This window comes from Methanorbis rubei (genome assembly GCF_032714495.1).
GTDB classification, from domain to species: domain Archaea; phylum Halobacteriota; class Methanomicrobia; order Methanomicrobiales; family Methanocorpusculaceae; genus Methanocorpusculum; species Methanocorpusculum rubei.
Map to the genome: position 1 here is coordinate 57523 of NZ_JAWDKB010000007.1, position 23857 is coordinate 81379.

At 52.6% G+C, this 23857-nt stretch carries 23 protein-coding genes and 2 tRNA genes; 17 read left to right on the forward strand and 8 right to left on the reverse strand.

All coding sequences use genetic code 11. The annotated features are described in order from the left end of the window. Positions 1-18 precede the first annotated feature (18 nt). Positions 19-1488, forward strand: a complete 1470-nt coding sequence (gene fdhD / locus McpCs1_RS08265; RefSeq protein ID WP_338096783.1) for a formate dehydrogenase accessory sulfurtransferase FdhD — start codon at positions 19-21, stop codon at positions 1486-1488. A 10-nt stretch (positions 1489-1498) separates the two neighbouring features. Here fdhD and McpCs1_RS08270 read toward each other — a convergent pair whose 3' ends face one another. After that, positions 1499-1843 carry a DUF5611 family protein gene (locus McpCs1_RS08270; RefSeq protein WP_338096784.1) on the reverse strand — a complete coding sequence of 115 codons (345 nt, stop codon included), beginning with the start codon at positions 1841-1843 and terminating at the stop codon, positions 1499-1501. Between the two features lie 99 nt (positions 1844-1942). Between McpCs1_RS08270 and McpCs1_RS08275 the strand changes: the two genes are divergently transcribed. From McpCs1_RS08275 to McpCs1_RS08290, 4 genes are all read left to right on the forward strand, one after another. Next, positions 1943-2680 carry a proteasome assembly chaperone family protein gene (locus McpCs1_RS08275; protein WP_338096785.1) on the forward strand — a complete coding sequence of 246 codons (738 nt, stop codon included), beginning with the start codon at positions 1943-1945 and terminating at the stop codon, positions 2678-2680. A gap of 5 nt (positions 2681-2685) precedes the next feature. Then, positions 2686-3078, forward strand: a complete 393-nt coding sequence (locus tag McpCs1_RS08280) for a DUF473 family protein (protein WP_338096786.1) — start codon at positions 2686-2688, stop codon at positions 3076-3078. Between the two features lie 80 nt (positions 3079-3158). Beyond that, a tRNA-Arg gene (locus McpCs1_RS08285) sits at positions 3159-3233 on the forward strand. A gap of 225 nt (positions 3234-3458) precedes the next feature. After that, positions 3459-4349: a hypothetical protein gene (locus McpCs1_RS08290; RefSeq protein WP_338096787.1), complete on the forward strand. Its 891-nt coding sequence runs from the start codon at positions 3459-3461 to the stop codon at positions 4347-4349. A gap of 18 nt (positions 4350-4367) precedes the next feature. On the opposite strand, the gene McpCs1_RS08295 is transcribed toward McpCs1_RS08290, so the two are convergent. Then, the gene (locus McpCs1_RS08295; protein WP_338096788.1) at positions 4368-5480 is read right to left on the reverse strand and encodes an OBG GTPase family GTP-binding protein; all 1113 of its coding nucleotides are present in this window, start codon (positions 5478-5480) and stop codon (positions 4368-4370) included. Positions 5481-5589: 109 nt separating this feature from the next. On the opposite strand from McpCs1_RS08295, the gene McpCs1_RS08300 reads away from it, so the two are divergent. The 5 genes from McpCs1_RS08300 (at position 5590) to cbiQ (ending at position 9647) form a co-directional block, all read left to right on the forward strand. Then, positions 5590-5662 (forward strand) — tRNA-Glu (locus McpCs1_RS08300). 34 nt (positions 5663-5696) lie between these two features. Next, positions 5697-6863: an NAD(P)/FAD-dependent oxidoreductase gene (locus tag McpCs1_RS08305; RefSeq protein WP_338096789.1), complete on the forward strand. Its 1167-nt coding sequence runs from the start codon at positions 5697-5699 to the stop codon at positions 6861-6863. Between the two features lie 55 nt (positions 6864-6918). Beyond that, a complete protein-coding gene (cbiM, locus tag McpCs1_RS08310; RefSeq protein WP_338096790.1) occupies positions 6919-7893 on the forward strand; it encodes a cobalt transporter CbiM in 975 nt (324 codons plus the stop codon). A gap of 102 nt (positions 7894-7995) precedes the next feature. Further along, positions 7996-8829: an ATP-binding cassette domain-containing protein gene (locus tag McpCs1_RS08315; protein ID WP_338096791.1), complete on the forward strand. Its 834-nt coding sequence runs from the start codon at positions 7996-7998 to the stop codon at positions 8827-8829. Next, a complete protein-coding gene (cbiQ, locus tag McpCs1_RS08320; RefSeq protein WP_338096792.1) occupies positions 8826-9647 on the forward strand; it encodes a cobalt ECF transporter T component CbiQ in 822 nt (273 codons plus the stop codon). Before McpCs1_RS08315 ends, cbiQ begins: the two co-directional genes overlap by 4 nt. A gap of 170 nt (positions 9648-9817) precedes the next feature. Here the strand turns inward: cbiQ and McpCs1_RS08325 are convergent, their stop codons facing one another. Further along, the gene (locus McpCs1_RS08325) at positions 9818-10207 is read right to left on the reverse strand and encodes a HEAT repeat domain-containing protein (RefSeq protein ID WP_338096793.1); all 390 of its coding nucleotides are present in this window, start codon (positions 10205-10207) and stop codon (positions 9818-9820) included. Positions 10208-10322: 115 nt separating this feature from the next. Here McpCs1_RS08325 and McpCs1_RS08330 point away from each other — a divergent pair, with 115 nt between their 5' ends. The 6 genes from McpCs1_RS08330 to cobA are packed head-to-tail and all read left to right on the forward strand — an operon-like array spanning position 10323 to position 16034. Next, positions 10323-10925, forward strand: coding sequence for a precorrin-2 dehydrogenase/sirohydrochlorin ferrochelatase family protein (locus tag McpCs1_RS08330; RefSeq protein ID WP_338096794.1), 603 nt, complete (start codon positions 10323-10325; stop codon positions 10923-10925). Continuing rightward, on the forward strand, positions 10922-12202 hold the full coding sequence (hemA, locus tag McpCs1_RS08335) for a glutamyl-tRNA reductase (protein WP_338096795.1): 1281 nt from the start codon (positions 10922-10924) through the stop codon (positions 12200-12202). Before McpCs1_RS08330 ends, hemA begins: the two co-directional genes overlap by 4 nt. Next, on the forward strand, positions 12181-13164 hold the full coding sequence (gene hemB / locus McpCs1_RS08340; RefSeq protein WP_338096796.1) for a porphobilinogen synthase: 984 nt from the start codon (positions 12181-12183) through the stop codon (positions 13162-13164). The genes hemA and hemB overlap by 22 nt, the downstream gene beginning before the upstream one ends. After that, positions 13151-14386, forward strand: a complete 1236-nt coding sequence (hemL, locus tag McpCs1_RS08345) for a glutamate-1-semialdehyde 2,1-aminomutase (protein ID WP_338096797.1) — start codon at positions 13151-13153, stop codon at positions 14384-14386. The genes hemB and hemL overlap by 14 nt, the downstream gene beginning before the upstream one ends. Beyond that, the gene (gene hemC / locus McpCs1_RS08350) at positions 14386-15282 is read left to right on the forward strand and encodes a hydroxymethylbilane synthase (protein WP_338096798.1); all 897 of its coding nucleotides are present in this window, start codon (positions 14386-14388) and stop codon (positions 15280-15282) included. The genes hemL and hemC overlap by 1 nt, the downstream gene beginning before the upstream one ends. Further along, a complete protein-coding gene (gene cobA, locus McpCs1_RS08355) occupies positions 15279-16034 on the forward strand; it encodes a uroporphyrinogen-III C-methyltransferase (RefSeq protein ID WP_338096799.1) in 756 nt (251 codons plus the stop codon). The genes hemC and cobA overlap by 4 nt, the downstream gene beginning before the upstream one ends. A 40-nt stretch (positions 16035-16074) precedes the next feature. On the opposite strand, the gene McpCs1_RS08360 is transcribed toward cobA, so the two are convergent. From McpCs1_RS08360 to McpCs1_RS08370, 3 genes are all read right to left on the reverse strand, one after another. Then, positions 16075-16722 (reverse strand): CDP-alcohol phosphatidyltransferase family protein, encoded by a 648-nt coding sequence (locus tag McpCs1_RS08360; protein ID WP_338096865.1) that lies wholly within the window; start codon positions 16720-16722, stop codon positions 16075-16077. 169 nt (positions 16723-16891) lie between these two features. Further along, the gene (locus McpCs1_RS08365) at positions 16892-17185 is read right to left on the reverse strand and encodes a hypothetical protein (RefSeq protein WP_338096800.1); all 294 of its coding nucleotides are present in this window, start codon (positions 17183-17185) and stop codon (positions 16892-16894) included. 4 nt (positions 17186-17189) lie between these two features. Next, positions 17190-17669 carry a hypothetical protein gene (locus McpCs1_RS08370; RefSeq protein ID WP_338096801.1) on the reverse strand — a complete coding sequence of 160 codons (480 nt, stop codon included), beginning with the start codon at positions 17667-17669 and terminating at the stop codon, positions 17190-17192. A gap of 169 nt (positions 17670-17838) precedes the next feature. On the opposite strand from McpCs1_RS08370, the gene McpCs1_RS08375 reads away from it, so the two are divergent. Next, positions 17839-18528 carry a RibD family protein gene (locus McpCs1_RS08375; protein ID WP_338096802.1) on the forward strand — a complete coding sequence of 230 codons (690 nt, stop codon included), beginning with the start codon at positions 17839-17841 and terminating at the stop codon, positions 18526-18528. A 435-nt stretch (positions 18529-18963) separates the two neighbouring features. Here McpCs1_RS08375 and leuS read toward each other — a convergent pair whose 3' ends face one another. Both leuS and McpCs1_RS08385 read right to left on the reverse strand, forming a co-directional pair. Further along, positions 18964-21744 (reverse strand): leucine--tRNA ligase, encoded by a 2781-nt coding sequence (leuS, locus tag McpCs1_RS08380; protein ID WP_338096803.1) that lies wholly within the window; start codon positions 21742-21744, stop codon positions 18964-18966. Positions 21745-21788: 44 nt separating this feature from the next. Further along, the gene (locus McpCs1_RS08385; protein WP_338096804.1) at positions 21789-23825 is read right to left on the reverse strand and encodes a PINc/VapC family ATPase; all 2037 of its coding nucleotides are present in this window, start codon (positions 23823-23825) and stop codon (positions 21789-21791) included. Positions 23826-23857 lie beyond the last annotated feature (32 nt).

The following is a 23857-nucleotide window of genomic DNA, read 5'->3' on the forward strand; positions in this document are numbered from 1 at the left end:
ATTCTGTTGGAGATGGATATGAGTACAAGCCTCCTTACGTCCTGCAAAGGCTACCGGTACGAGAACGGAACTGTTGCCGAGATCGATGATGTCGTGGTCAGTGAAGAGGTCATCACCCTCCATCTCAATGGATCAGAGTATCTGAAAATTGTTGCGAGCAACGAGTATCTCACCGAGTTTGGCGCAGGTTTTTTCATCGCATCGGGAGTTGCGGAAAAAATTCTTTCAGTGTGTGTTGACGGGACTGATATTTTTGTGGACGCAGTAGTTCGGGATGCGCCTTCTGCGAAAACAGAGAGATGCGTGAGCAGTGACGGAACAATAACGCCGGATGAGATCTTTTCCCTTCGCGAATCTCTGAATGCCGAGGCATGGCAGCAGTCCGGCGGTCTGCACTGCGCAGCACTCTGGCACAATCACTCCTGTGCGTTTGTGGCGTCTGATATCGGCAGGCACAATGCGGTTGACAAGGTGATCGGATGGATGGTGCTTCAGGGGCTGGCCCCCTCCCTCTGCGCGATCGGCTGCACCGGCAGGCAACCGGCAGGCATGGTTGCAAAAGCGGTGAATGCTGGCATCCCAATTATCGTATCCCGTGCTGCGGCAACGCTTCAAGGAGCAGCGCTTGCAGAGTCGTCTGGCGTTACGCTGGTTGGGTTTGCCCGCGAAGGCAGGTTCACCGTCTACTCCCGTCCCAACCGTATAACTGATCTGAATCCAACATCCGGCGAGCCAAAACCTGCGCAGAACTGCGGAGCTCTTGCCTCCCCGCTTCGCGGTCTTCGCTACCGCGACGGTACTGTAGTGCCTGTTGAGGATGCCGCGGTTGCCGAGGATGTGGTAACTCTGTATCTGAACGGCAGTGAGTTCATCAAAACCGTCGCAAGCCTTGAGCATCTGTCTGAGTTTGCGGTAGGATTTTTTGTGGATGCAGGGCTTGTCTGCTCTGCATCAGATATCAGATCCGTGAAGGTCGAAGGGGCCTCTGTGTATGTGGACGCGGTCTGCACTGTCTGTGTTGCAGGCGAGATGGAGTCTTCCGGAGGATTTGCCCCGCACAAACCCCGCGGTCATGCCGAGGCCGGCGGCAGCATTACGCCTGATGAAATATTCATCATCCGTGAAGCAATCAACGCCGAGGTCTGGGACGCAACCGGCGGTCTGCACTGTGCGGTGCTGTTCCATAACCATCAGGTGGTGTTCCTTGCGTCAGACATCGGCAGGCACAACGCGGTCGACAAGGTGATCGGGTACATGATCCTGAACAATATTCCCCCAACCGAGTGTGCGATCGGCAGCACCGGCAGACAGCCTGCCGGAATGGTGACAAAAGCCGCGAATGCTGGCATTCCTATTATTGTATCCCGTGCCGCATCAACCGAGAAAGGGATCAAAACCGCGCAAACCTCGCACGTGACCCTCATCTGCTTTGCCCGCCCGCCGCGGTTTACGATCTATACGCATCCGGAACGTGTCGATATGAAATAAAAAAAGATATTTAGTTTTCAGCGTCAGCGGCCTTCTTCGCCCGCTTTACCCGCTCTTTTGTGGTAAAACCGGTGATGTGATCCAGATACTGGCGGAATCTTTTGTTGGTGTCAAGAATAATCTTGTCTGCCTGTTCGTCAGGCATTGCAAGGACTTCTTTATTGGTCTCGGTGTCAACGATGACGGTTTTGTTTTTCTCTCCGGCCCAGACCTCAAGACGCGACATGCTCCCGTACGAGATCTTGTAGTGTCCATCCTTTTCTGCTGGTGTTGCCTCAAAGATGTCAGTGAATCCTGCGGCAATGCGGTCAGGCAGATCCTTGGTCATTCCACGCTTAACTTCATATTCCTGCATTGTACTGTATCTCTATTTGACGCGGGAATTTAAGTATTTGTCAATTGGAAATATTTGCACGATGAGAACCTTTATTCAAATCCAGGAGTATGTATCCACATGGATGTAACCGAAGCCGTCCGCGTGGAGTCCCCTGCGCCGACAGCAAAAGAGATTATACTTCTGACCGGTTTCCCGGGTGCAGGTCTTGTGGGGAGTATTGCCCTGCAGTACCTTGTGGAAACCGCAGGTTTTGTTCACCTCGGCAATGTCACGAGCAGATTTCTGCCGCAGATCTCTCTTGCCACTAACGGCCTTGCCCAGGCACCGGTCAGGCTGTATGAAAAGGACAACTACGTCGCAATTCTTGCCGACGTACCAGTTCCACCGCAGGTATCCTACGAGTTCTCTGCTGCCATGATTGCATGGTTCTCCAAGAAAACCACCATAACTGATATTGTGGTTGTTGGAGGAGTCAGTTCCAGCGGCGAAACAGAAAGGGTGTTTGGTGTTGCAACAACTCCTGAAGCGCTGGAAAAGATCAAGGATACCACAATCATTCTTCCCGCACTCAGCATCACCGGAGTTTCCGGCAGCCTCATCATCGAAGCACAGCTTCGCGGCATTCCCGCAACCGGATTTCTGGTGGAGACCAACTTCAATGTCGATCCGCGTGCGGCAATTGAAGCGCTGAAAGCTCTCAACAGCCGGTACGGATTCAATGTCGATACCGCTCCATTAATGGAGCAGGCCGATCAGGTGGAGGCCATGATGCACCAGCTGGCAAATGATGTACTGGATCAGGAGCAGTCCGAGGAAAAACCGATCTCTGCCGGTGAGCAGATGATGTACGGGTGAGTGTGATGCAGCTGATAGGTCTTGCCGGAATCTCTCCCGAAGTTATTGTCGAACTGAAGAAAGGTCGTCCGAGAACCGTGGAGTTTGTCAGTGCCCAGAATGTGGTGTCAGCATCTGCTGTAAAAGTGGGCGATCCGGTGTTCATCTCCTCTGTTCCGCAGGACGATCTGACGGCTGGCGATCCAGGAATCATTGCAACGGTCACTGCTTCTGCAGTTACGATGCAGCGAATTTCAAGCGCGGTTCCTGGCGTCTACCATGAAGAGCGTGAGCGTCTGTCTGTTCGTCTGCAGCTGAAGATTGCCTGCACCTCTCACATCAAACGGGTTTTGGACCGCGGATGCTGCAAAGTCCTCCTTGTAGATGTGGTGGAGTGCAGCTGTCCGCGGGCAAAATAACTCTCATATCCTATTTTTGCGATTTTATTTGAGGAGAATTTATTATCTGGAAACTCCTATAGATTAGAGCATTCATCCGCGGGCTTGTGGCTTAGCCAGGATATAGCGTCGGGCTTCTAACCCGAATGTCGGGGGTTCGAATCCCTCCAGGCCCGTTTTTTCGTCATTTTTCTTTCATCTTTACCGACACCTTTATTAATTCTGAGGTAGATTTATGTTTGTAAGCAGTTTACGGAGGTGAACTGCGAAAATATGTGATTAAGCTGCAAGGGTTGTACAGGACTTATCACTTGATGATGAAGTCGGAATTGTCTGCTGAATAAATGTGTTTTCTTGTGTCTCTTTTATCTGATTGCTGAATCAATACTGTATAGTATCCAATGCCAGATGACACTCCTGCTGATATTCTGATCTCTTCTGCCGAATCCCTGCTTAACGCTGCCTCTGATGAGGTTTCCTCAGGCAATCCGGAAGCTGCCGCAGAACTTTTGGAAAAAGCCGTAACCGATCTGTTGACTGCTGGCTCCTGCATGGTTTCTGGCATCCCATCAGAAGATATTACCGCACTCGAAAGCAGTCTGGCACGCATTCTTCGCGCACTTGCGGAGAGGTTTGGCATCCTGCCCGAAGATCATCAGCCGATCTTTGCCCTGCTCCCTGATGCCAGACTCGTTCTGGATGAGGGGACAGCCCAGGCCGCGCAGACGCATCAACCGGTTTCCGGCGTCCGTGATGTGGTGCTGGCAGTGTATGAATCTGACGATGGGGAAACCCTGCACTCTGACGAGGAGACGGACCGTTATATCTCGATTGGAAAAATGCTTCTTGAGCTTCTTGAAGGACAGCGGACACTTCAGGACGCGGTGTTTGCCGAGGACGGGGCATATGATGCGTTTCTGGGCGTCGCGTCTCCCTATCTGATGGCAGGCGCTGCCTACCTTAGCGGAGAGGATGCATCTGAGTCCTATGATGAGAAAATTCCAAAAATGCTTGACGGTCCGGTTAAACGACTGCTCAGACTGCTGGTGTCCCTTTTGACATCCGCATTCATGTCAGGACTTTTACTGCTGGTGATCCGCAGACTGCTTGCCGCACGAAAGATCCGTCCGGGCATTATGGACAATGTTATCTTTGCAGGATCTGTTGCGTCCCTAGTTGCTGCAAACCTGCCGATGCTTATTGACGGCGCACTGCAGACGGCAGCAGAGCTGCGCGAGCTGCATCATATCATCGTTCAATCGAACGACGGATTTGATATCCCAGTTGAGTAACAACCAAAAAAAGTATTTTTAGAGTTTTGTTACGATGGTGACAATGTCACCGTCGGCAACTTTGTGCTGCAGACCCACTTTTGCCGCATCATGCTTGACCGAGGTTCCCCAGATCTTTGCATATCTGAACTGGTCCACGAAGTCGCGGTGAAGTCTGCGGCAGACATCTTCGATGGTACTGCCTCTTCGCATGATCATCGGCTCTTCCATGTCAGCCTCTTCGCCGTAGGGCTTCATGTAGATGCGGATGAATCCGAGATAGTCATAGATTGCATCCTGCAGTTTTTCAAGATTGTAGCCTGAGTGCGCAGAGATCATAATCGGATCAACGCCGTACTTTTCCCGCATTCCGTCCTCCACTTCTTTTCGCTCGTCTTCTGAGATGAGGTCCACTTTGTTGATGGAGATGAATGCAGGGATATACATACGGTTGCCCATCATTGCGTCAATGACATCGTCCTGCGTCACATTGTTGCCGCGGATAAGAACATCTGCGTTCATGACCTTGCTTTCTGCAAGGATTGCACGAACCTCTTCAATATCCATGTCAACCGCACCGACGGTGTTTAAGCGTATACCGCCGTATCCGGTCCGTTTGATGGTGATATCAGGCTTTGGTTTATTGATTCTGATACCTGCGTCGTAGAGCTCATGCATCAGCACATCCACGTGGACACCGTTGAACACGTCTCCGAGGATGACAATCAGATCTGCCGTTCTGACGACCGCGATTACTTCCTTTCCGCGGCCTTTGCCCATTGCTGCTCCCGCAATAAGACCTGGAATATCCAGAATCTGAATCTTTGCACCCTTATACTCCATCAGTCCCGGGACTACCGTCAGGGTTGTGAATGCATATGCTGCGGTCTCGCTTTCTGCTCCGGTCAGTTTATTCAGGAGCGTGGACTTACCAACCGACGGGAAACCCACAAGAACGATCGTTCCGTCGCCGGATTTTTTCACCGAGTATCCTTCGCCACCTCCGGCAGACTTCATTGCGCGGCTGACGGCATCATCCTTAATCTTGGCGAGTTTGGCTTTGAGCCGGCCGATATGCTGCGAAGTTGCCTTGTTATATCTGGTATTTCTGATCTCATCCTCTAAGGATTTGATCTCTTCGTCAAGGCCCATTGTCTTAGCATATTCGTTCTGTTATTAGATGAACATATGGAATCACTTCTGCGGTGTATCGGTATCTATAAATATCGCTTACGATAACATTAGTTACGCAAGTTCTCTTGCTGATATAGTGTAGTGGCCAATCATGTCGGCCTCTCACGCCGACGACTGGGGTTCGAATCCCCATATCAGCACTCCTTTTCTTTATCATCTCTTACAGACAACATTGTGTACTTTTCCATGTATGATGTCATCGTAGTCGGTGCAGGACCGACCGGTTCCACCGCCGCCCGCCTTTGCGCTCGTGCCGGGCTTTCGACGCTTGTTGTCGAGGAGCATGCGGCAGTCGGCTATCCGGTGCAGTGTGCCGGACTTCTGTCCAACTCAGCGTTTGCCGAGTGCGAGGTGTCGGGAGCGAGTGTTTTCAACATGGTCAGCGGCGCAAAAATCTGCGGCTCACCCGGGCATGAGCTTTCCTTTGACGCAAAAACGCCAAAGGCATATGTCGTGGACCGCGGACGGCTGGATCATGAGATGGCAGAACGCGCCGCAGAAAGCGGTGCGGAATTTCTTCTGAAAACCTATGTCACAAGCATCAACCCGGAAAAACGAGTGATCACTACAACAGGTGTGCGGGGAAAAGAAGAGATTCCCTATAAAATTCTCATCGCAGCCGACGGGCCGCGGAGCGTTGTTGCCAGAGGCCTTGGCATCGCCCCTTCGCGCTTCATCTACTCAGGCATTCAGGCTGAGATACGGTGGGACGGCAGTCCCAACCTTGTTGAGCTGCATCCCAATGCCTCGCCGGATTTTTTTGCCTGGGTGATTCCGCTCTCAGCATCCCGCGCACGAATCGGACTCTGCGGTCTGAAGGATGTTCCCGCTCGGTTTGCTGCGTTCGCCGCGAAATTTTCGCCGTCCAACATCCATGAGGTCACCGGCACCATTCCCTTAGGCATCAGAAGCCGCACCTACGGTTCAGGCTGTATGATTGCCGGCGACGCTGCCGGTTTTCCAAAACCCACCTCAGGCGGCGGGGTCTACACCGGTGCCAGGTCAGCCCGTCACGCGGCCTCCGTCACCGTTGATGCCTGCGAGAGCGGGGACTTTTCTGACAAAATGCTTTCAGGGTATGAAAAGCTGTGGCATGCGGACTTCGGCAGGGAGCTGGAGCTTGGCATGAAGGCGCTGAATCTCCGCCGCACGCTATCTCCTGATGAGATAGACAGAGCGATTGATGCCCTCAATACACCTGAAACTCTCGATCTCATCCTGAACTCAGGCGACATGGATAAGCCCTCGGCACTTCTGAGAAAACTGATGTTCAGACCTGAACTCATCCGCACCTTTGGCGTTCTCGGCATAAAATCCATGATACGAAGTATGATGGATTGAGTGACTGAAATCAGTTCGTAATACTTATTAGTGAATACGTGTTATTGTAACTGAGATGCATATTCCTGATTTTCTGTTCGGTTACAGCAGTGTGGGTGTTCCGGTTGGTATTATCTTCTGGATCATCGCCCTGGTGTTTATCGCGCTTTCCATCAAATGGGCGCGAAACAATCTTGATGAGTCCAAAATCCCGATTCTTGCTGTAATCGCCGCAGGAATTTTTGCACTGCAGGCATTCAACCTCCCGACCGGTTTTGGGGTAAGCGGCCACCTTGTCGGAGGAGCACTCGCAGCAATTGTGCTCGGCTCTCCGTTTGCAGCCGTTTTTATCCTCACGATCGTTCTCGTGATTCAGGCGCTGGTGTTTGGGGACGGCGGCGTTCTGGCGCTTGGTGCAAACATCATCAATATGGGTGTCATCGCAGGATTTGTGGGCTTCTACTCGTTCAAAGCCTTGAAGGAAAGAGTCGGTGTTCCAGCGTCCGCAGCAGTTGCCGGCTGGCTCGCCTGCGTGATTGCGGCATGTGCCTGCGCAGTTGAAATTGCCATTCTCGGCGCTGTTCCTCTTGCGGTCGGCCTTCCAACCATGTTTATCTATCATGCAATCATCGGTGTCATCGAAGCGGCAATCACGGCAATAGTGGTTGTTCTCATCTTCAATGTCAGGCCGGAACTTGCCGGAAACACCGAGAAAAAAGCAATGCCGATCAACAAGTTCCTCGCTATCGGTCTTGTAATTGCGCTTGTTATCGGAGGAGCTGCGGTCTTCTTTGCATCAGGCGACCCAGACGGACTTGACAGCACGCTTCTTGTGGGCGGCGGTGCAAAAGATATCTTCGCTCCGGCGCACGGAGAGATCGAAGAAGCTGACGATCCCATCGGCTGGGTATCCCCGATGCCGGATTATGTTCTCGGCGGTGAGGACTCAGGGGCTCTTGGCGGACTGATAGCGCTCGTGATAGGAATTGCTGCGGCTCTGATAATTATTCTTGTTGCGGCGAGAATCGTCTACAAAAAATCTGAAACATAACGCTGTTAGGATGCAGAGGTATCCTTCCTTTTCTTTTTTCTCACATTCTGGTATGACGAATCAGCATGTCTTTATGCTCTTTTAGCATAGAATAGATTAACAATGCACCTCATTGAAACCCGGGATCTCTGCCATGCCTACAGCACGTCTGTTCGCGACGTGCTGCATAATGTCAACTTCGTCGCAGACGCTCAGCAGCGCATTGCAGTCCTCGGGCCAAACGGCGCAGGAAAAAGTACGCTGTTCCGGCATTTTAACGGAATTATCCAGCCGAAATCAGGTTCGATTCTGGTTCGCGGGGAACCTATCACCAAAGCAAATCTCCATGAGGTGCGGAAGTTTGTGGGTCTGGTGTTCCAAAATCCGGACGACCAGGTGTTTTCAACAACCGTGGAACAGGATGTCGCGTTCGGCCCGTACAATCTTGGTCTGGATGCAGAAACAGTCGCATCCCGCGTGGACCGCGTGATTTCCATGCTGGGACTGGAGGATCTGCGGAGCCGCGCCCCGCATCATCTTTCAGGCGGCGAGAAAAAGCGGGTCGCAATTGCTGGCGTCCTTGCCATGGAGCCGCAGGTGATGGTGCTGGATGAGCCGACCGCAGGCCTTGATCCGCAGGGAGTAAAGGAACTGTTTGGTTTCTTAAATGATCTGCCGGCCCAGTGCGGTGTCACAGTTATCTACTCGACGCATCAGGTGGAGCTGGTGCCTGAGATGGCGGATGTGGTGTATGTGATGGAGAAGGGCGAGATAACTGGTGTTGGAACCCCAGAAGAGATCTTTTTACAGGAGGATCTCTTGTCCCGGGCGCATCTTGAACTGCCCGCCCTTCCCCGTCTGATCAAGTCGATGCAGGATCATGGTATCGCAATTGAGTCGGCGTACACCTACCGCGATGCTGAGGCTGCGTTTTTAAAGGCGTTTGGCAAAACATGAGTCTGATCGACGAGCTGTTTGATATTGAGCGGGAGGCGTACCGCAAGAGCCCGATTCATTCGCTTGATGCGAGGATCAAGCTGATTTTATGTCTGCTCGGTCTACTGGTGACCGTTCTGCTTCCCTACGGAACTGCGGAGCTGTTTGCGTTTGTTGTTGTCTATATGCTGTTTTGGGGTCTCTATATCCTGTCAGGATCGTCATTTCGGTATTATCTGATCCGCCTGATGCTGATTATGCCGTTTGGGCTGTTTTTTATTATTTTGCAGCCGTTTTTCCCGAATCCGTACTATGATGTCTACCATGTTGCCGTCGCGTTGCCGTTTGGGATTAATATGTACTGGGAGTCGATTGTTTTCGGGCTGTCGCTGTTTGCAAAATTCGTTATCTCGCTTTCGTTTATTATTTTACTCTCGGCAACGACGACGATGCAGGCGATGCTCGAAGGAGCCGCACGGCTGCATGTGCCCAGGCTTTTTGTGGTGGTGATGGGGCTTACGATCCGGTATCTCTACGTGTTTGGTCTGGTGTATCAAAAGATCCAGAGCGCGTTTGCGGCACGGTGCTTTCACGGATTTGACCGCAAACTGCCGCTGAAGTACCGGCTGACGGTTATCGGCAATGCGGCAGGCTCGCTGTTTGTCCGTGCGCTGGAGCAGGGCGAGCGGACCTACATTTCCATGTGCTGCCGCGGCTACTCTGCCGCATCCTCAGTGTTTTATGCAAAAAAGCCCCTGCATGCAGCTGAGTGGGTGTTTCTTGTGTTTGGGGTCGGGTATTTGATTGTGTTTCCGGTGCTGGTCTACTGGATGCTGTGATACATGATGAGATTTTGAAACGCGAATAAAAATCGCCAATGGCGATTTTTCAAAAAAAATAGTCCGTACTTTTCTGAATGGATGAATTTGTCTAAAAATATGTAACTATAATAATTCTTAAAAATCGCCATTGGCGATTTTTATTCGCGTTATTCGCGTTTCAAAAATATTTAGGCAGAACCGGAAAGTTCCCCGGCGACTTTTCCTGCAATTCTTCGCACGAACGGATTTTCATCCTGCTGCATCCGCACAACCTCAGGTAGTGCCCGCACATCACCAAGAAGACCGAGGCCTTTAACCGCCATGTACCGGACATGATCGCGGGGATCCTGCAGTATCTGAAGAAGCACCGGATATGCTTCCGGCACCTTCGTCATCCCGATTATCTCACAGGCACGGTAACGGACAACCCATGACTCATCCTCAAGCAGAGGAAGCGCTGCCAAAAACCCGTCATGTCCGCGGCTTCCAAGCTCGATTGCAGCAGCATTACGCACACTCTTATCAGGATTATGCAGCATTGCCGCAAGCTCTAGAATAGTTTTCGCTGAATCACTCATAATAGAACATACGAATTCAAATATATTTCACACTATGGATTTGCAGCAGAGGCCGAGTATGAAAAACATCACCTTAAAGTAACACGCAAACCCAATTTATATCATGATTCCGCTGATGCTTGATCTCTCCGCAAAGCGTGTGCTTCTCTTTGGTGCGGGAGCAGTCGGCGTCCGGAAAGCCCGTCATTTCTCAGGCTGCAAAATGACAATCGTCTCCCGCGACATCTCTCCAGAGATATTTTCCCTGCCGCAGGTCTCAGTCAAACAGATGGATATTTCAGCGATCGAGGATGAAGACCTTCAGAAACTGATTGAGCGTCATGATTTTGTAATTGCCGCACTATCCGATGCCGGAGAAAATGAACGCATCATAAAAATCGCAAACGCCTGCGGCAGATGGTATAACTCAGCCACCGGCGGCGGTTCAACATTTCTTATCCCTTCGACCCTCTCCGGCGATGAGTATACTATCGCTGTATCCACCTCAGGCCTTGCACCTGCAGTCCCCAAATTTATTCGCGAAGACCTTGAAGAGCGGTACAAAGGCCTTGACAATATGATCCGCCTGATGCATGATTTGCGCGAACAGCTCAAAACAACAACAGAGAATCAGGAAGAACGTGCCGAAGTCCTCCGCGCCATTCTCTGCGATGAACGAATATGGCAGGCATGCCGCGAAAACACAGACTATGCGGATCTTGTTTTGGAATATCTATGACGCAGGACACTGAGCTTCTCACCCAGATTGCCGTTGCCGGCATCGATTACCTGACACTGGACCAGACCCAGCTTGCCGAGTACCGGTTCTCCGACGAGTCCGCATTTCTTGCAGAAGCCCGCGAACACTTCAAAGGTGTTGTGCTCCTGCAAACCTGCAATCGTGTCGAAATCCTCGTGCACGGAACAGGCACTGCACTCACAGACTACCTGCACAGCATTGGAAGGTCAGGATTTGTGCTGTATGAAGGACAATCCGCACTTCTGCATCTGCTTGCCCTTGCCTCAGGCGTGAAATCCATGATCATCGGCGAAGATCAGATTCTCGGTCAGCTCAAACGTGCCCTTCTCCTCTCAGCAGAGTGCGGCACCGCAGACCCAATCACCGACATCTGCATCAACACCGCAATCCATGCAGGAGTTGACATCCGCTCAACAACCCGCATCAACCGCGGTGCGGTCTCGATCGGCTCTGTCGCTGTGCAGCTTGCCGAGGAACTTCTCGGAAGCCTTGACGACCGGAACATTCTCGTGGTTGGCGGCGGCGAGATGGGCAAACTTGTCACCCAGGCACTCGCGGAAAAAAATCTGCGGGCAATTTACGTCACCAACCGCACCTACAACCATGCGGTCGAGCTCGCGCAGGAGGTTGGCGGCCGGGCGATGCGCATGGACCAGCTCTATCCCTGCATCGCACTTTCCGACGTCGTCATCTCCTGCACCGCAGCCCCGCATGCGATCATCAATGCCGAACCTCTTGCGATCGCCATGAACGAGCGGTTCTGGCCGCTTGACCCTGAACCCAGAAAACTGATTCTCATCGACATTGCCCAGCCTCGCGACACCGACGACTCATGCCGCAGAATTCCGGGTGTGCACCTCTTCACCATCGACGATCTCAGATCGGTCTCGGAAAAGAACATGGAGCACCGAAAAGATGAAGCAACCCATGCCAACGAAATGATAGATGCCTACCTGCCCGAGTTCGTCAGACTCTACAACCGGACCGCTGCAGGCGACCTGATAGCAGGACTTTATACTTGGGCAGAGTCAATTCGTGTACGCGAACGTGACAAAGCGATCGGCAAGCTGGGGCCTGCCGACCCAAGAACGATCGCGATCATGGATGACCTGACCAGAGTCCTCACAAAAAAACTCCTTGCCGACGCGACCATGTCGATACGTGCAAGCGCAGAGTGTACTGACATCACAACAGCCCGGAAACTGGTTGATGCAATTACCCGTGGAGAACAAGTATGTTTCCTCAAACACGATTAAGAAGGCTACGAAGACCAATTCTTCGTCCGCTCTTTACCGAAAATACCGTAACGACCAATGACCTCATTATGCCGCTTTTCTTTGAGGAGGGCTCAACAGAAAAAGTTCAGATCGCATCCATGCCAGGTCAGTACCGCTGGCCGCTTGCAGATGCTGCGGCAGTTGCCAGAGATCTTGCCGCGGACGGCATCAAAGCTGTGCTTCTGTTTGGCATTCCAAAAACCAAAGACGATGTAGGCTCCTCGGCATTTGCCGAGGATGGAGTTGTTCAGCAGGCGGTTCGTGCAATCAAAGCAGCAGTTCCTTCAATGGTGGTCATCACCGACCTCTGCGCCTGCGAGTACACCAGCCATGGCCACTGCGGCATCATTCACGAATCCTGCGACGGCCCGGACCTTGACAATGATGCATCTCTTGAACTGATGCAGAAGATTGCTGTCAGTCAGGCTGCTGCCGGTGCTGACATCATTGCGCCGTCCTGCATGCTGGACGGCATGGTTATTGCAATCCGCGATGCTCTGGATATGGAAGGTTTTGAGTCGATGCCGATCATGTCCTACTCAACCAAGTTTGCCTCAGCCCTCTACGGCCCGTTCCGTGAAGCGGCAGACTCAGGCTTCTCGTTTGGGGACCGGTCAACCTACCAGATGAATCCGGCAAACGGCCGCGAGGCGGTGCGGGAGTCGGTTCTTGACGCGGACGAATGCGCAGATATCCTGATGGTCAAACCTGCGGGATTTTATCTGGATATTTTATGGCAGGTCAAAGAGCTTGGCCTGCCGACCGCGGCCTATCAGGTGTCAGGGGAGTACTCAATGATTAAAGCAGCAGCACAGAACGGATGGATCGATGAAAAGAGGATTGTGATGGAGTCACTTATAGGAATCAAACGTGCGGGGGCTGATCTCATCATCACCTACTATGCGCAGGATGTTGCGAGGTGGCTGCATGGTCAACAGTAAGGAACTGTTCGCGGAAGCCCAGACCCTGCTTCCGGGCGGCGTTTCAAGTCCGGTCAGGGCAATTAAACCGTATCCGTTTTACGTGAAGTCAGCAAAAGGCGCGATTCTGACCACGGTTGAAGGAACGCAGCTGATCGACTGCTGTCTTGGCTACGGTCCGCTGCTTCTTGGTCATGCCCATCCGGTGATTAAAGCGGCAATCACCTCCCAGCTGGAAAACGGCTGGCTGTTCGGGACCCCGACCGAGCTTGAGATCGATCTTGCGAAGAGGGTTACAGGCGACCACCCGTCGATGGATATGCTCAGATTTGTCTCGACCGGTGCCGAGGCAACCATGGCGGCCATCCGTCTTGCCCGCGGGTTCACCGGTAAATCTGATATTGTGAAGGTGGAAGGCGGATTCCATGGTGCGCATGATGCGGTTCTGATTGCGGCTGGCTCTGGTGCCACAACGCACGGAACCCCAGACTCTGCCGGAGTTCTTCCAGACTTTGCAGCGCACACCCGTCAGGTTGCATTCAACGATCCGGAAGGTCTTGAAACCCTGCTTTCGAAAAACGACAACATCGCGGCTTTCATCATCGAGCCGGTGATGGGAAACATCGGCCCGATTCTGCCGGACGACGGATACCTTGCGGCCGTCCGCGAGATCACTGCGGCGCATGATGTTTTACTGATCTTTGATGAGGTCATCACCGGCTACCGGCTTGGTATCGGCGGTGCGCAGGTAAAGTATGACATCAACCCTGACTTGACAACGCTCGGCAAAATCACTGCCGGCGGTCTTCCGATCGGTGTGTTCGGCGGCAGACGCGAGATTATGGAGATGATCTCCCCTGCTGGACCGGTCTACAATGCCGGAACCTTCAACGGTAACCCACTGACGATGGCAGCAGGTATTGCGATGAACAAGTATCTGCATCAGCATCCGGAGATTTATCCAAAGCTTGACGAGAGAACTCGAACCCTTGAAGAGAGCATTCACTCATCAACTTCGGGAACATTCGTGCGGCTCGGCTCAATGTTCAAGTACTTCTGCCGATCCGAAGCTCCGAGAAACTATGCCGAGGCAAAAGAATGCGACACGGTGTTATATCGAAAATTGTGGGAGAGAGCTTTTGCCGCAGGCGTGTTCATGCCTCCATCGCAGTTTGAGACCAACTTCCTGTCAAATGCGCACGGCGATGGCGAGATGGTGAAACTTTCCGGGGTATATGCATAATGCCGACGGTGAGAATCGGCACCCGCGGTAGCAAGCTTGCCCTTGCCCAGACCAACAACGTGCTCGGCCTTTTGAACAAAAACGGTGTTGCAGCAGAGTCTGAGATTATTACAACAGTCGGGGACGCCGTGCTTGACCGCGGTCTGCATCAGATAGGCGGTCAGGGTGTGTTTGTCCGCGAGCTTGACAACGCAATTCTGCGGGGCGAGATCGATGCTGCGGTTCACAGCATGAAGGATATTCCTGCGGAGAGACCCGACGGTCTTGTCACCGCGGCAATTCTTCCCCGCGATCCGCCATGGGACTTTTTTGTGTTCAACCGACCGGTGGATGAGATCTACTCGGTGGGAACCTCAAGCACCCGCAGGCGTGCGCAGCTTCTGCGGTATTATCAGTGCATGCCGCAGGTGCGGGTTGAACCGTTGCGCGGCAATGTAGACACCAGACTCTCCAAACTGAACGACGGTCTCTATGATGCGATTGTGCTTGCCGAGGCAGGTCTTGTGCGGCTCGGCTACCATGTGAACGGGGTCCGACTGCCGCTTGATATGTTTGTGCCGTCCCCGAATCAGGGAACGGTCGCGGTTGTCTGCCGTGACACTCCTGAGCTTTTGGAAGCGTTTGCTCCGCTGAACGATTTCCGGACCGCTCTTGACACTGGTATTGAACGCGCGGTGATGGAACAGGTTGGTGGCGGCTGTTTTACGCCGCAGGGTATTTTCTGCCAGAACGGGCATCTTATTGCCGAGGTGCTGTCGCTTGACGGCACACGCGGTGAGCGGATTACCGGGACTGTCGGAAGTATTGAGGAGGCACGAGAGATCGGTGTGCAGTTCAAAGAGATTGCAGCTGATCTGATTGAGGAGGCGAGGGCTTTCCTCGGACTAAAGGTATGACTGGAAAAGTGTTTTTAGTGGGGTCCGGACCCGGAGGTCTCGGACTTCTTACGGCAAAGGCGCGTGAGGTTATCGACTCTGCGGACGTTGTTCTGTATGATCAGCTGCCGGGCGAGGATGTCCTTGCGACGCTTCCATCGCGCGCTGAAAAGATTGATGTCGGCAAGTACGGCGGGCATCATACGATGAAGCAGGCAGAGATTGAGGAGCTGCTTGTGCAGAAGGCCAAGGCTGGAGGCAATGTTGTCAGACTGAAAGGCGGCGACCCGTTTATGTTTGGCCGCGGTGGCGAGGAGATGGAGACGCTGCGTGAACACGGCATTGCAGTCGAGATTGTGCCGGGCGTAACGAGCGGCATTGCGGTTCCTGAGTGCGTGGGCATTCCGGTAACGCACCGGTCCTGGGCGAGTCAGGTGACGTTTGTAACCGGTCATGAGGATCCTGATAAAGAGGTCTCCTCAATCGACTGGAAGTGGCTTGCCGGCAGCCCGGGGACGATTGTTATTTTTATGGGCGTGAAGAATCTGCCGCTGATTTCAGAACTCCTGATTGAGAACGGCAAATCCCCTGAGACGAAGATTGCGGTGATTGAAAACGGGTTCCGCAAAAATCAACGGGTAACATGTGCGACGCTTGCAGACATCGGCGTTGTTGCGGCTAAGGTCGGGGTGAAGCCTCCGGCGATTATTGTGATCGGCGAGGTCGTGAGTCTCTATCGCGACGGATCCGAAGGTGCCTGGGCACAACAATAATCTTTTTTTTATTGATTTCAAAAAACAGATTGCGGAGTGGCTACTCCTGTTTGTAGCCGCCGTACCGGCGTGCAAGGTAGATGATTCTCTGAAGGGCTGAGAGGTTCGTGCAGACCGCAATCAGAATCACTGCAATCCATATCTGGCTGATGAGGCCAAACACTATCAGGCAGAGAATGGTCTCCGGTCTTCCAAAAAATCCCACTCCTTCAAGGGGATCGCTGATTTTTCCATCCTCTTTTTTCGTGTACCCGATCTCGGCATAGGTCACTGGTTTGATGAAGGTGTTCATCAGAGAGCCGATGATGGCGAGACCCACGATCGCAATATCCGTGTATGCGGGGACAGCCACAAACTGGGAGATGATTGCCGTTCCTGAGAGCCCAATTCCGAGCAGCACAAGTCCGTCCACATATTTGTCGATGATCCAGTCCAGCACCGCGCCGAAGTCACTTTTGCGGTTGGTCTTTCGTGCGACGTTTCCATCCACCAAATCCAGCACTGCAGAGATCAAAAGAAGGATGCTGCCCAGAAGAAACATCTGCTTCATGTAGCAGACTGCGCAGGCAATGCCGAATATGAGCGACAGAATCGTTATCTGATTCGGCTTCATTCCAATTTTGACGAATATATTTCCAATTGGATCAATGCAGCCAATCAGTCGTGGACGAAGAGCGGTAATATTCATAGTGAACCTGACTGCATTATGCAGGGCTGTTGCTGCTGCATGATGCACTGCGGGACGGGTTTTTCCATACCAAATATTCTTTAGCTTTTACTTATATTAGAATCCGCCGACTGATAGGTGATGATCCTCGTTTTTTGGGCGTTTTATCAGCGTCTTGGTAAAATAGATATTAGTCTTTTGGAAGGATGCCCAGAGCAGCATAACGGGCGAGAAGTTCGTCATGTCCGATTTCGCAGGAGATCATTTCTGCAAACTCTGTTTTTGAGAGATGGAGCTGCTCAACCATACAGGACTGCAGTTCATTTCCGATTTCCTGGCCATTGCGGCTCATATATGTTTTCACTTTGATTGGATACCCGTCAGCATAGAAGATGAAGCGGCAGTGATCTGTCCTGCCGGGTTGGATTACAAACCCCTTCTTTTTCAGGGCTTTACTCACTTTATCTGCTTTCAGAACTGTCACCAGCTCACATCCAGATGCTATTTTTTAACAGTTTTCCATAAGCAGCGGCGGAAGGATGTACCTGATTTTCCGGATCGGTGTACAAGTCGTAGTCATCAGCAAACATCAATCTTGCCGTTTCCATACCTTCGGCGAGATTTCTGCAGGTTATCAGAAACGAGTATTCATCATTGCTGAGAATTAGTGAGTTATCTTCCTGAATGGTGATTTTTAATGGGATCGGGCGCTTCAGTTTCTTTAAATCGTCACGGACATAGACCGTATTCAAAAAAACAACACCTCCCTCTTCTCCTTTCTCGCCGATTTCGACTGCAGTCAGCATCTGCTCAAGAACGTCATCATATGTTTGGTTTCCACGTTTTAGCGAACAAACACGCTTTTTGATATGAGGGGAAACGGTAATGCTCGTTTTTTGAGATTTTGACCCTGCCGCCTGCATGATATCAGATAATGGGAAGGGTGAGATGATAGGTTTTGTTGTCATGGTATCAGACTTCCTGATGTTTTCGCAAGTCACCAGAAAATGCGGTTACACATGCCTCACGAAAGGTAATCCATGACGAAAAATACTATTGCTCTCGGACACAACACATCTACTATAATTCAGACAGCGTGGACTGTTCTCGCTGTCATGAATCAAGAGGAAATATTTCATGGACACAATACTGCAAAAACCCCATGTCCTTATGATCTCCGAGATTACCACGGACGGCAAACTCACCCTGCGACGCGGCGTTTCCAGCAAAATTCTGATGGAACACATGTCGCCCGAGGCAAAAATTCTTCTGCATGAGACCCGCGCCTCCTATGACGCCATCATGGTCGGCTCGTCCACAATAAAAATTGACAACTCAATCCTTACCGTTCGTCTGGTTGAAGGAAAAAATCCTCTTCGGGTGATACCGTCAAGCATGGCTGACATTCCTCTCACGGCAAATATTCTGAATACGTCCATTGCACCAACGGTTGTCGCCGTCTCAAAAGCAGCCCCCGCCGACCGTGTGGAGGTGCTGAAGGCAAAAGGTGTGCATGTGGTTGCTGCGGGCGATGACAAAGTGGACCTGCCGCTGCTGATGGATGCCTTGTACCGGGAGTTTGGGGTACGCAAACTGATCATCGAAGGAGGGCCAACCCTCAACTGGCATATGCTGCATTACCGGCTGGTGGATGAGATCCGGCTGATTCATCTGCCGTTCATCGTCGGCGGCGACGACACTCCCTCCCTTGTCGGCGGCATGCACATCGATTCAGAGGATCAGATGATTCGGCTTGACCTGAAAGGATCGAAAATGGTCGGGACGAATCTGGTTACTGAGTACGATGTCCGGTATCCGGTCGCCTGACTCTGATATTTTTTTTAGTTAGGACTTACGCGGTATGAAATAGTATAAGGAAAAAGGGATTTCTGTCCTTGGTTTTGTTTGGGGCAACCACGGAACACACTGAACACACGAAATTCCACGGAAAAAACACAGAATACCGCTTCGCTTACGGAAAACACGGAACGCATGCCTTCGGCCTGCTTACCGCTTCGCGGGAAAGCCTATGGAAGTTGGCATCTCAAAACGGTGACATATACCAATACCCGTACACTTAGATTTTCCGTGTTTTCCGTAAGCGAAGCGGTATTCTGTGTTTTTTCCGTGGAATTCTGTGTGTTCCGTGTGTTCCGTGGTTATTCCAAGCGAGACCACCTGCAGAAAAATCTTAAACGATGAAACTCATCATCGCGGCTCTTATTCAAAAAAAGATGAAGCGGTTTTTTAGCAAAACCAACTTCATTCGACAACAATTGCCGGTTTGAACGGCAGTGCCATCTTGCCTTTCGGGTGTGTAGTCGTGTCAGCAGCGATGATCTCAACCGCGAGACCTGACTCCTTCTCAAGGAACGCCTTTGCCGCAGTAAAGATTGCCGTCTCATCAACGCCTGCTGCAATGGATGACACCAGCTCAGGCGGCAGACTGTGAATCAGCTTCACCGTCTGAACTGCCGCATCGGTTGCATCCTTGCCCTTCGCTCTGAGATCAGCATCAGCCATCACCGTCTTCACCACATTGCGCTTGTCCTCAGCAGACGCAACAATGCTGAATACCGCATGCTTCCATGCCGGAGCCGTGAAGAGCGTCACCTTCTTTGCCTCGATCTGGACCAGCTTTAAAATCGACTGAATATCCTCAATCGTTCTCTGGAGCAGCTCCTCAGACACCTCAACCGACTCATTGACCTTTGCAGGGTCACTAACCGGCCATGCCGCAAACGACACCAGACCCTCGTGACCGGTCTCCTGCCACATCTTTTCAGCGGTATAGGGGATAACCGGAGCCATCAGGCGAATCCAGACCGACATAACCTCAGTGAGGGCTGCCGTTCCGCTTGAGCCTTCCGGAAGCCGGCGGCGGTACCAGGCAAGGTCCGACACAATACCGTTGTATGCCTCCTGAAGAGCCTGGCGGGTCTGGAACGCTGCAAGGGCCTTAGTTGCCGCCTCGACTCTGTGCTGCAGACGCGACAGCAGCCATGCATCAATCGCCGCAGTGCCGGTCGCACTGCTTGCGTCCAAGACCATCTGCCACATCCGCTCGATCTGCCTCTTCACCGACAGCACCAGCTCGTTTCTCCAGTCAAAGTCCTGCCACGGCTCGGCACTGCCCACAAGGAACATCCGCACCGTATCAGCACCGAACTCGTTTGCCGCATCCTCCAACAGGAACACATTGCCCTTTGAAGACGACATCTTCATGCCGTTCAAGAGGCCCATGCCGAACACGACCATGCCTTTGGGCTGGAGTTCGTCAGGGAAGATTGCCCGGTGATGGAACAGCTGGAAGGTCAGGTGGTTGGAGATGAGGTCCTTTGCACTGAACCGGTAATCGTAGGGATACCAGTACAGGAACTCGGACCGCAGTTCTGCAAGCGTCGCTGCATCAACCGGCAGCCCACTGCCATTTCCTTTGCCAAGGAAGATGTAGTCAAATACCGCAGGCGTCAGATTCTCTGCCGGAATCTTTGTTATCTTGTGTGCGATCGTGTAGTAGGACATGTAGACAGTTGAGTCCGACAGCGGCTCAAACAGCCACTTCGGGTCCCACGGCACACGGGTTCCAAGACCGACACGGCGGGTGCAGGGCCAGACCTTCAGCCAGTCTACGGTTCGCTCAAACTCGGCACGAACCTCCGGCGGCACAAGCTCAATCTTTGGCATCTGCTCGTGAACCTCTGCCTTCCACTCAGGATCAGCATAGTTTAAGAACCACTGGTCGTCGAGAATTTTTACATAGACGCGGTTGCCGCACCGGCAGATAACGCGTTTCTCGCTCATCTCATGGAAGATGATGCTGCCGCGGGTGTCTACAAACTCGTTTGTTACATCCTCACGTGCCTGACGAACGGATTTTCCTGCATGGCTTCCGCAGTTCTCATTGAGTTTTCCTTTTGAGAACTCTGCATTGTAGAGCTCCTGCGTCAGCTCGTCCATCCGGGGATCGTCCTGATTTGGAATCCGGTTCTTTTCGACAATCTCCTGTGCAGGAACTTTGCCGTAGTCAGGAACGGTTACAAGAGTGATCGGCGAAATCGTCTGATACTTGCCCTGCTGCTGGAGGTCGCGCAGTGCAATGTAGTCAAACGGTGCGTGGGCCGGAACACTCATCACAAGACCTGAACCCATGTCAGGGTCCACGAACGATGCCGGAAGAATCGGCACCGGTGCGCCTGTCAGCGGATGCTGTGCGGCCTTGTCAATAAGGTCGGTGCCGGGGATTGTGCCGAGTTCAGTTACCGTGTGCTTCTGCATCCGCAGTTTTTCTGCGGCTTCGGCACTGATAATCCACTTCTCGCCGTCAACGTCTGCCTTCAGATACGTGACCTCAGGATTTGCCCAGAGGTTCGTTACGCCGAAGATGGTCTCCGGTCTGAGGGTTGCGGTCGGGATGAAGAACTCATCGAACTGGTACTTCACGAACACGAAGTGCTTGACCTCTGCTGAGTCGCCTTCAAGCAGGTCATGGTCGCCCACCGGCTGGTCGCAGGCAGGGCAGTATCTGACCGGATACTCGCCTTTCTGGACCTTGCCCTGACCGTAAATATGGGTGTACTGCCACTCGATGAACTTGCTGTACTGGGGGATGATCGTGGTGAACCGTCTGCGCCAGTCGATCGAAAGACCGAGCTGTTTCATGACGCGCTCGTACTCGTCAGCAAAGTAGTTGACGATCACGATCGGGTCGGTGAAGGAGTCAAGCGTCTGCTGCGGAACCCGGTAGAGACCGCCGTAGAGCTGCATCGTTTTTTCGTCCTTCTTTGCAATGCGTTTTGCAATGCCGAGCACCGGTGCTCCGGTGACGTGGAACGCCATCGGGAACAGCACCTGCTTTCCTCTCATTCTCCAGAACCGTGCTACGATATCGGGCACGATGTAGGTCCTGCCGTGACCAACATGCATTGCGCCGCTCGGGTAGGGGAATGCTACGTTGATGTAGAATTTTTCTTTGTCCTCAGACGGGTTTGACTCAAAGGCGGGAATCCAAGTGGAACGGATCTCCTGCTCAATGTCATTCATAACCAACTCTTTTGCCAAATTAATCACCTATGTTGTATGGTATTTTAGTCCACCGGACGAATTTTCAGCTCCTCACCTGCTCCATAACGGCGGATCATTTCCATGGCGATGCTGCTGTTTCTTGCGAGGTGGATCTCGCCGCGTGCATCAACCGTTGCGGTGAACAGGTACTCTTTGCCTGAGAAGAGGTCGACAATTTTGCCGCTGTACTCGGGGCATATGAGAGCGAGCTGTTTTTTCTCACTGCGAATCTTAAACGCACCCGTCTGGTTTACAGTGGATGCGGCCGGGGTAGAGACTTCCCGTCCCGGCAGGTCGCTTAGTGGACGAACATCGATGCCGACACCGACTTTACTGACAACAGCTGCAATGTTTTTGCCTGCTTTGCCGATTGCTGCGGGAACGTCGGTGTCTTCGATGTAGACTGCGGCTTTGGTGTCGTTGATCATCCGAACGATGATCTCGCCTTCGGTGAAGCGTGCGATCTCTTTCTGAATCTCTTTTTCGAGGACGAGCCATGCAGGGTTGTCTTCGGTTACTTCATAGGTCGGCATTGAGTGGACCGGCGGCGGTGTGTGATGTCCGTTGCCTTCGCTCTCGTCCTCGTCGTAGTCGTCATACTCGTCGTCAGAGATCTCCTTTACAGGAGTTGGTGGCGCTGCGGCTGTCTTCGTCTGCTGTTTTGCAGATGATGCCGTTGTCGGCACGGCTTCTGCCGGGTGGACGCCTCCGCCTGAGGTGACGGTTACTTCGCCTTCGTAGCGGAAGGCTTCTGCGGCAATTACGCCGGTGATGATGTTGGTGAACCGAACGATCGGTCTGACCTGCGGGTCGCCGATTCTTTCGAGTGCTGCCGGGACACCGAAAACGGTGCTGACGCTGTAGAGGTCGGTGATGTCGCCTTCTTTGACGAAGACGACTGTTGCAACGATCTGCGGGATGAGGTTGAGGTCAACGAGGCTTGCGAGCCTGATGAGTGCGTCGGGTGCGCTTCGTGCGTGCAGTCCGCCGATTACGCGGATGCCGGAGAGTCTGAGGTCGGCAAAGACTGCAAGCTCTTCGGATCTGCGCATTTCGTCAAAGATGACGTAGTCGGGTCTGAGGAGGGTGAGCACTTCGCCGGTTGCGGCGATGCTGCCGTCCAGAGCTGCATACTGGGTGATCTTGTCCGGCACCATGAGGTCGCGGGGCGACTCGATGGTCTTGACGATGTAGTTTTCGCCGGAGAGGTAGGTTGCGATGTTCTGCTCAAGCGTGGATTTTCCTGACCCCGGTGTTCCGACGATGAGCATTCCGCCGTTGCCGATATTCAGCCGTTCTTTGAGTGCTGCGGCATAGTTGTAGGAGTCAAAGGAGACTTCGCGGGTGGGTCTGACGATGGTTATTTCGATGCCGTCGGAGAACGGCGGGCGGGTGGTGGTGATCCGCATGGAGCCGATCTGTGACACGGTGACGCCCGGGAGTTCGGCTTCGACGAATCCATCAGGATGGCGTTTGGCGCGTTCGAGACATTCCTGAGCGATTGCCCGCAGTTCGTGTTCGCTTGACGGGGTTTCGCGGATGGTGACGAGTCTTGATTCGCGGATGGTGCCTTTGCGTGCGTAGGGTGCGACGCGTTCTTTGAGATATACGGCGAAGGTGTTTTCGTCGAAGAACTCGTCGATTAAGAGCGGTGCAAAGTTGTTGGTGACTTCGGGCCGCAGGAAGATGACGTTGATGCCTTTTGCACGGGCGACTTCTGCCTGGACGTAGTCGCTGGTGATGAAGGTTGCTTTGTGGACGATTGCAACATCCCGGATCATGCTGTCAATCTCTCCCCCGCCGGCGAGTTTGACCTGATCGAGTCTCGGGCGCTGCCCGACATATTCCAGATTGATGAGTCCTTCTTCTTTGAGTTTGCAGAGTCTCTGTAGTTCTGCGAGACCTGAGAACCCTATTTCTCTTCCCTGATTGGCCTGTGCTTCGAGTTCGGCGAAGACGGCTTCGGGTATAATTATCGTTGCGCCACGATATTCGCCCTGTTCTATCAGGGCGGTGACGCGTCCGTCGATGACGACGCTTGTATCCGGTACGAGTATCATAAAAAATCTACCATTATTTATGGGTATCCAAT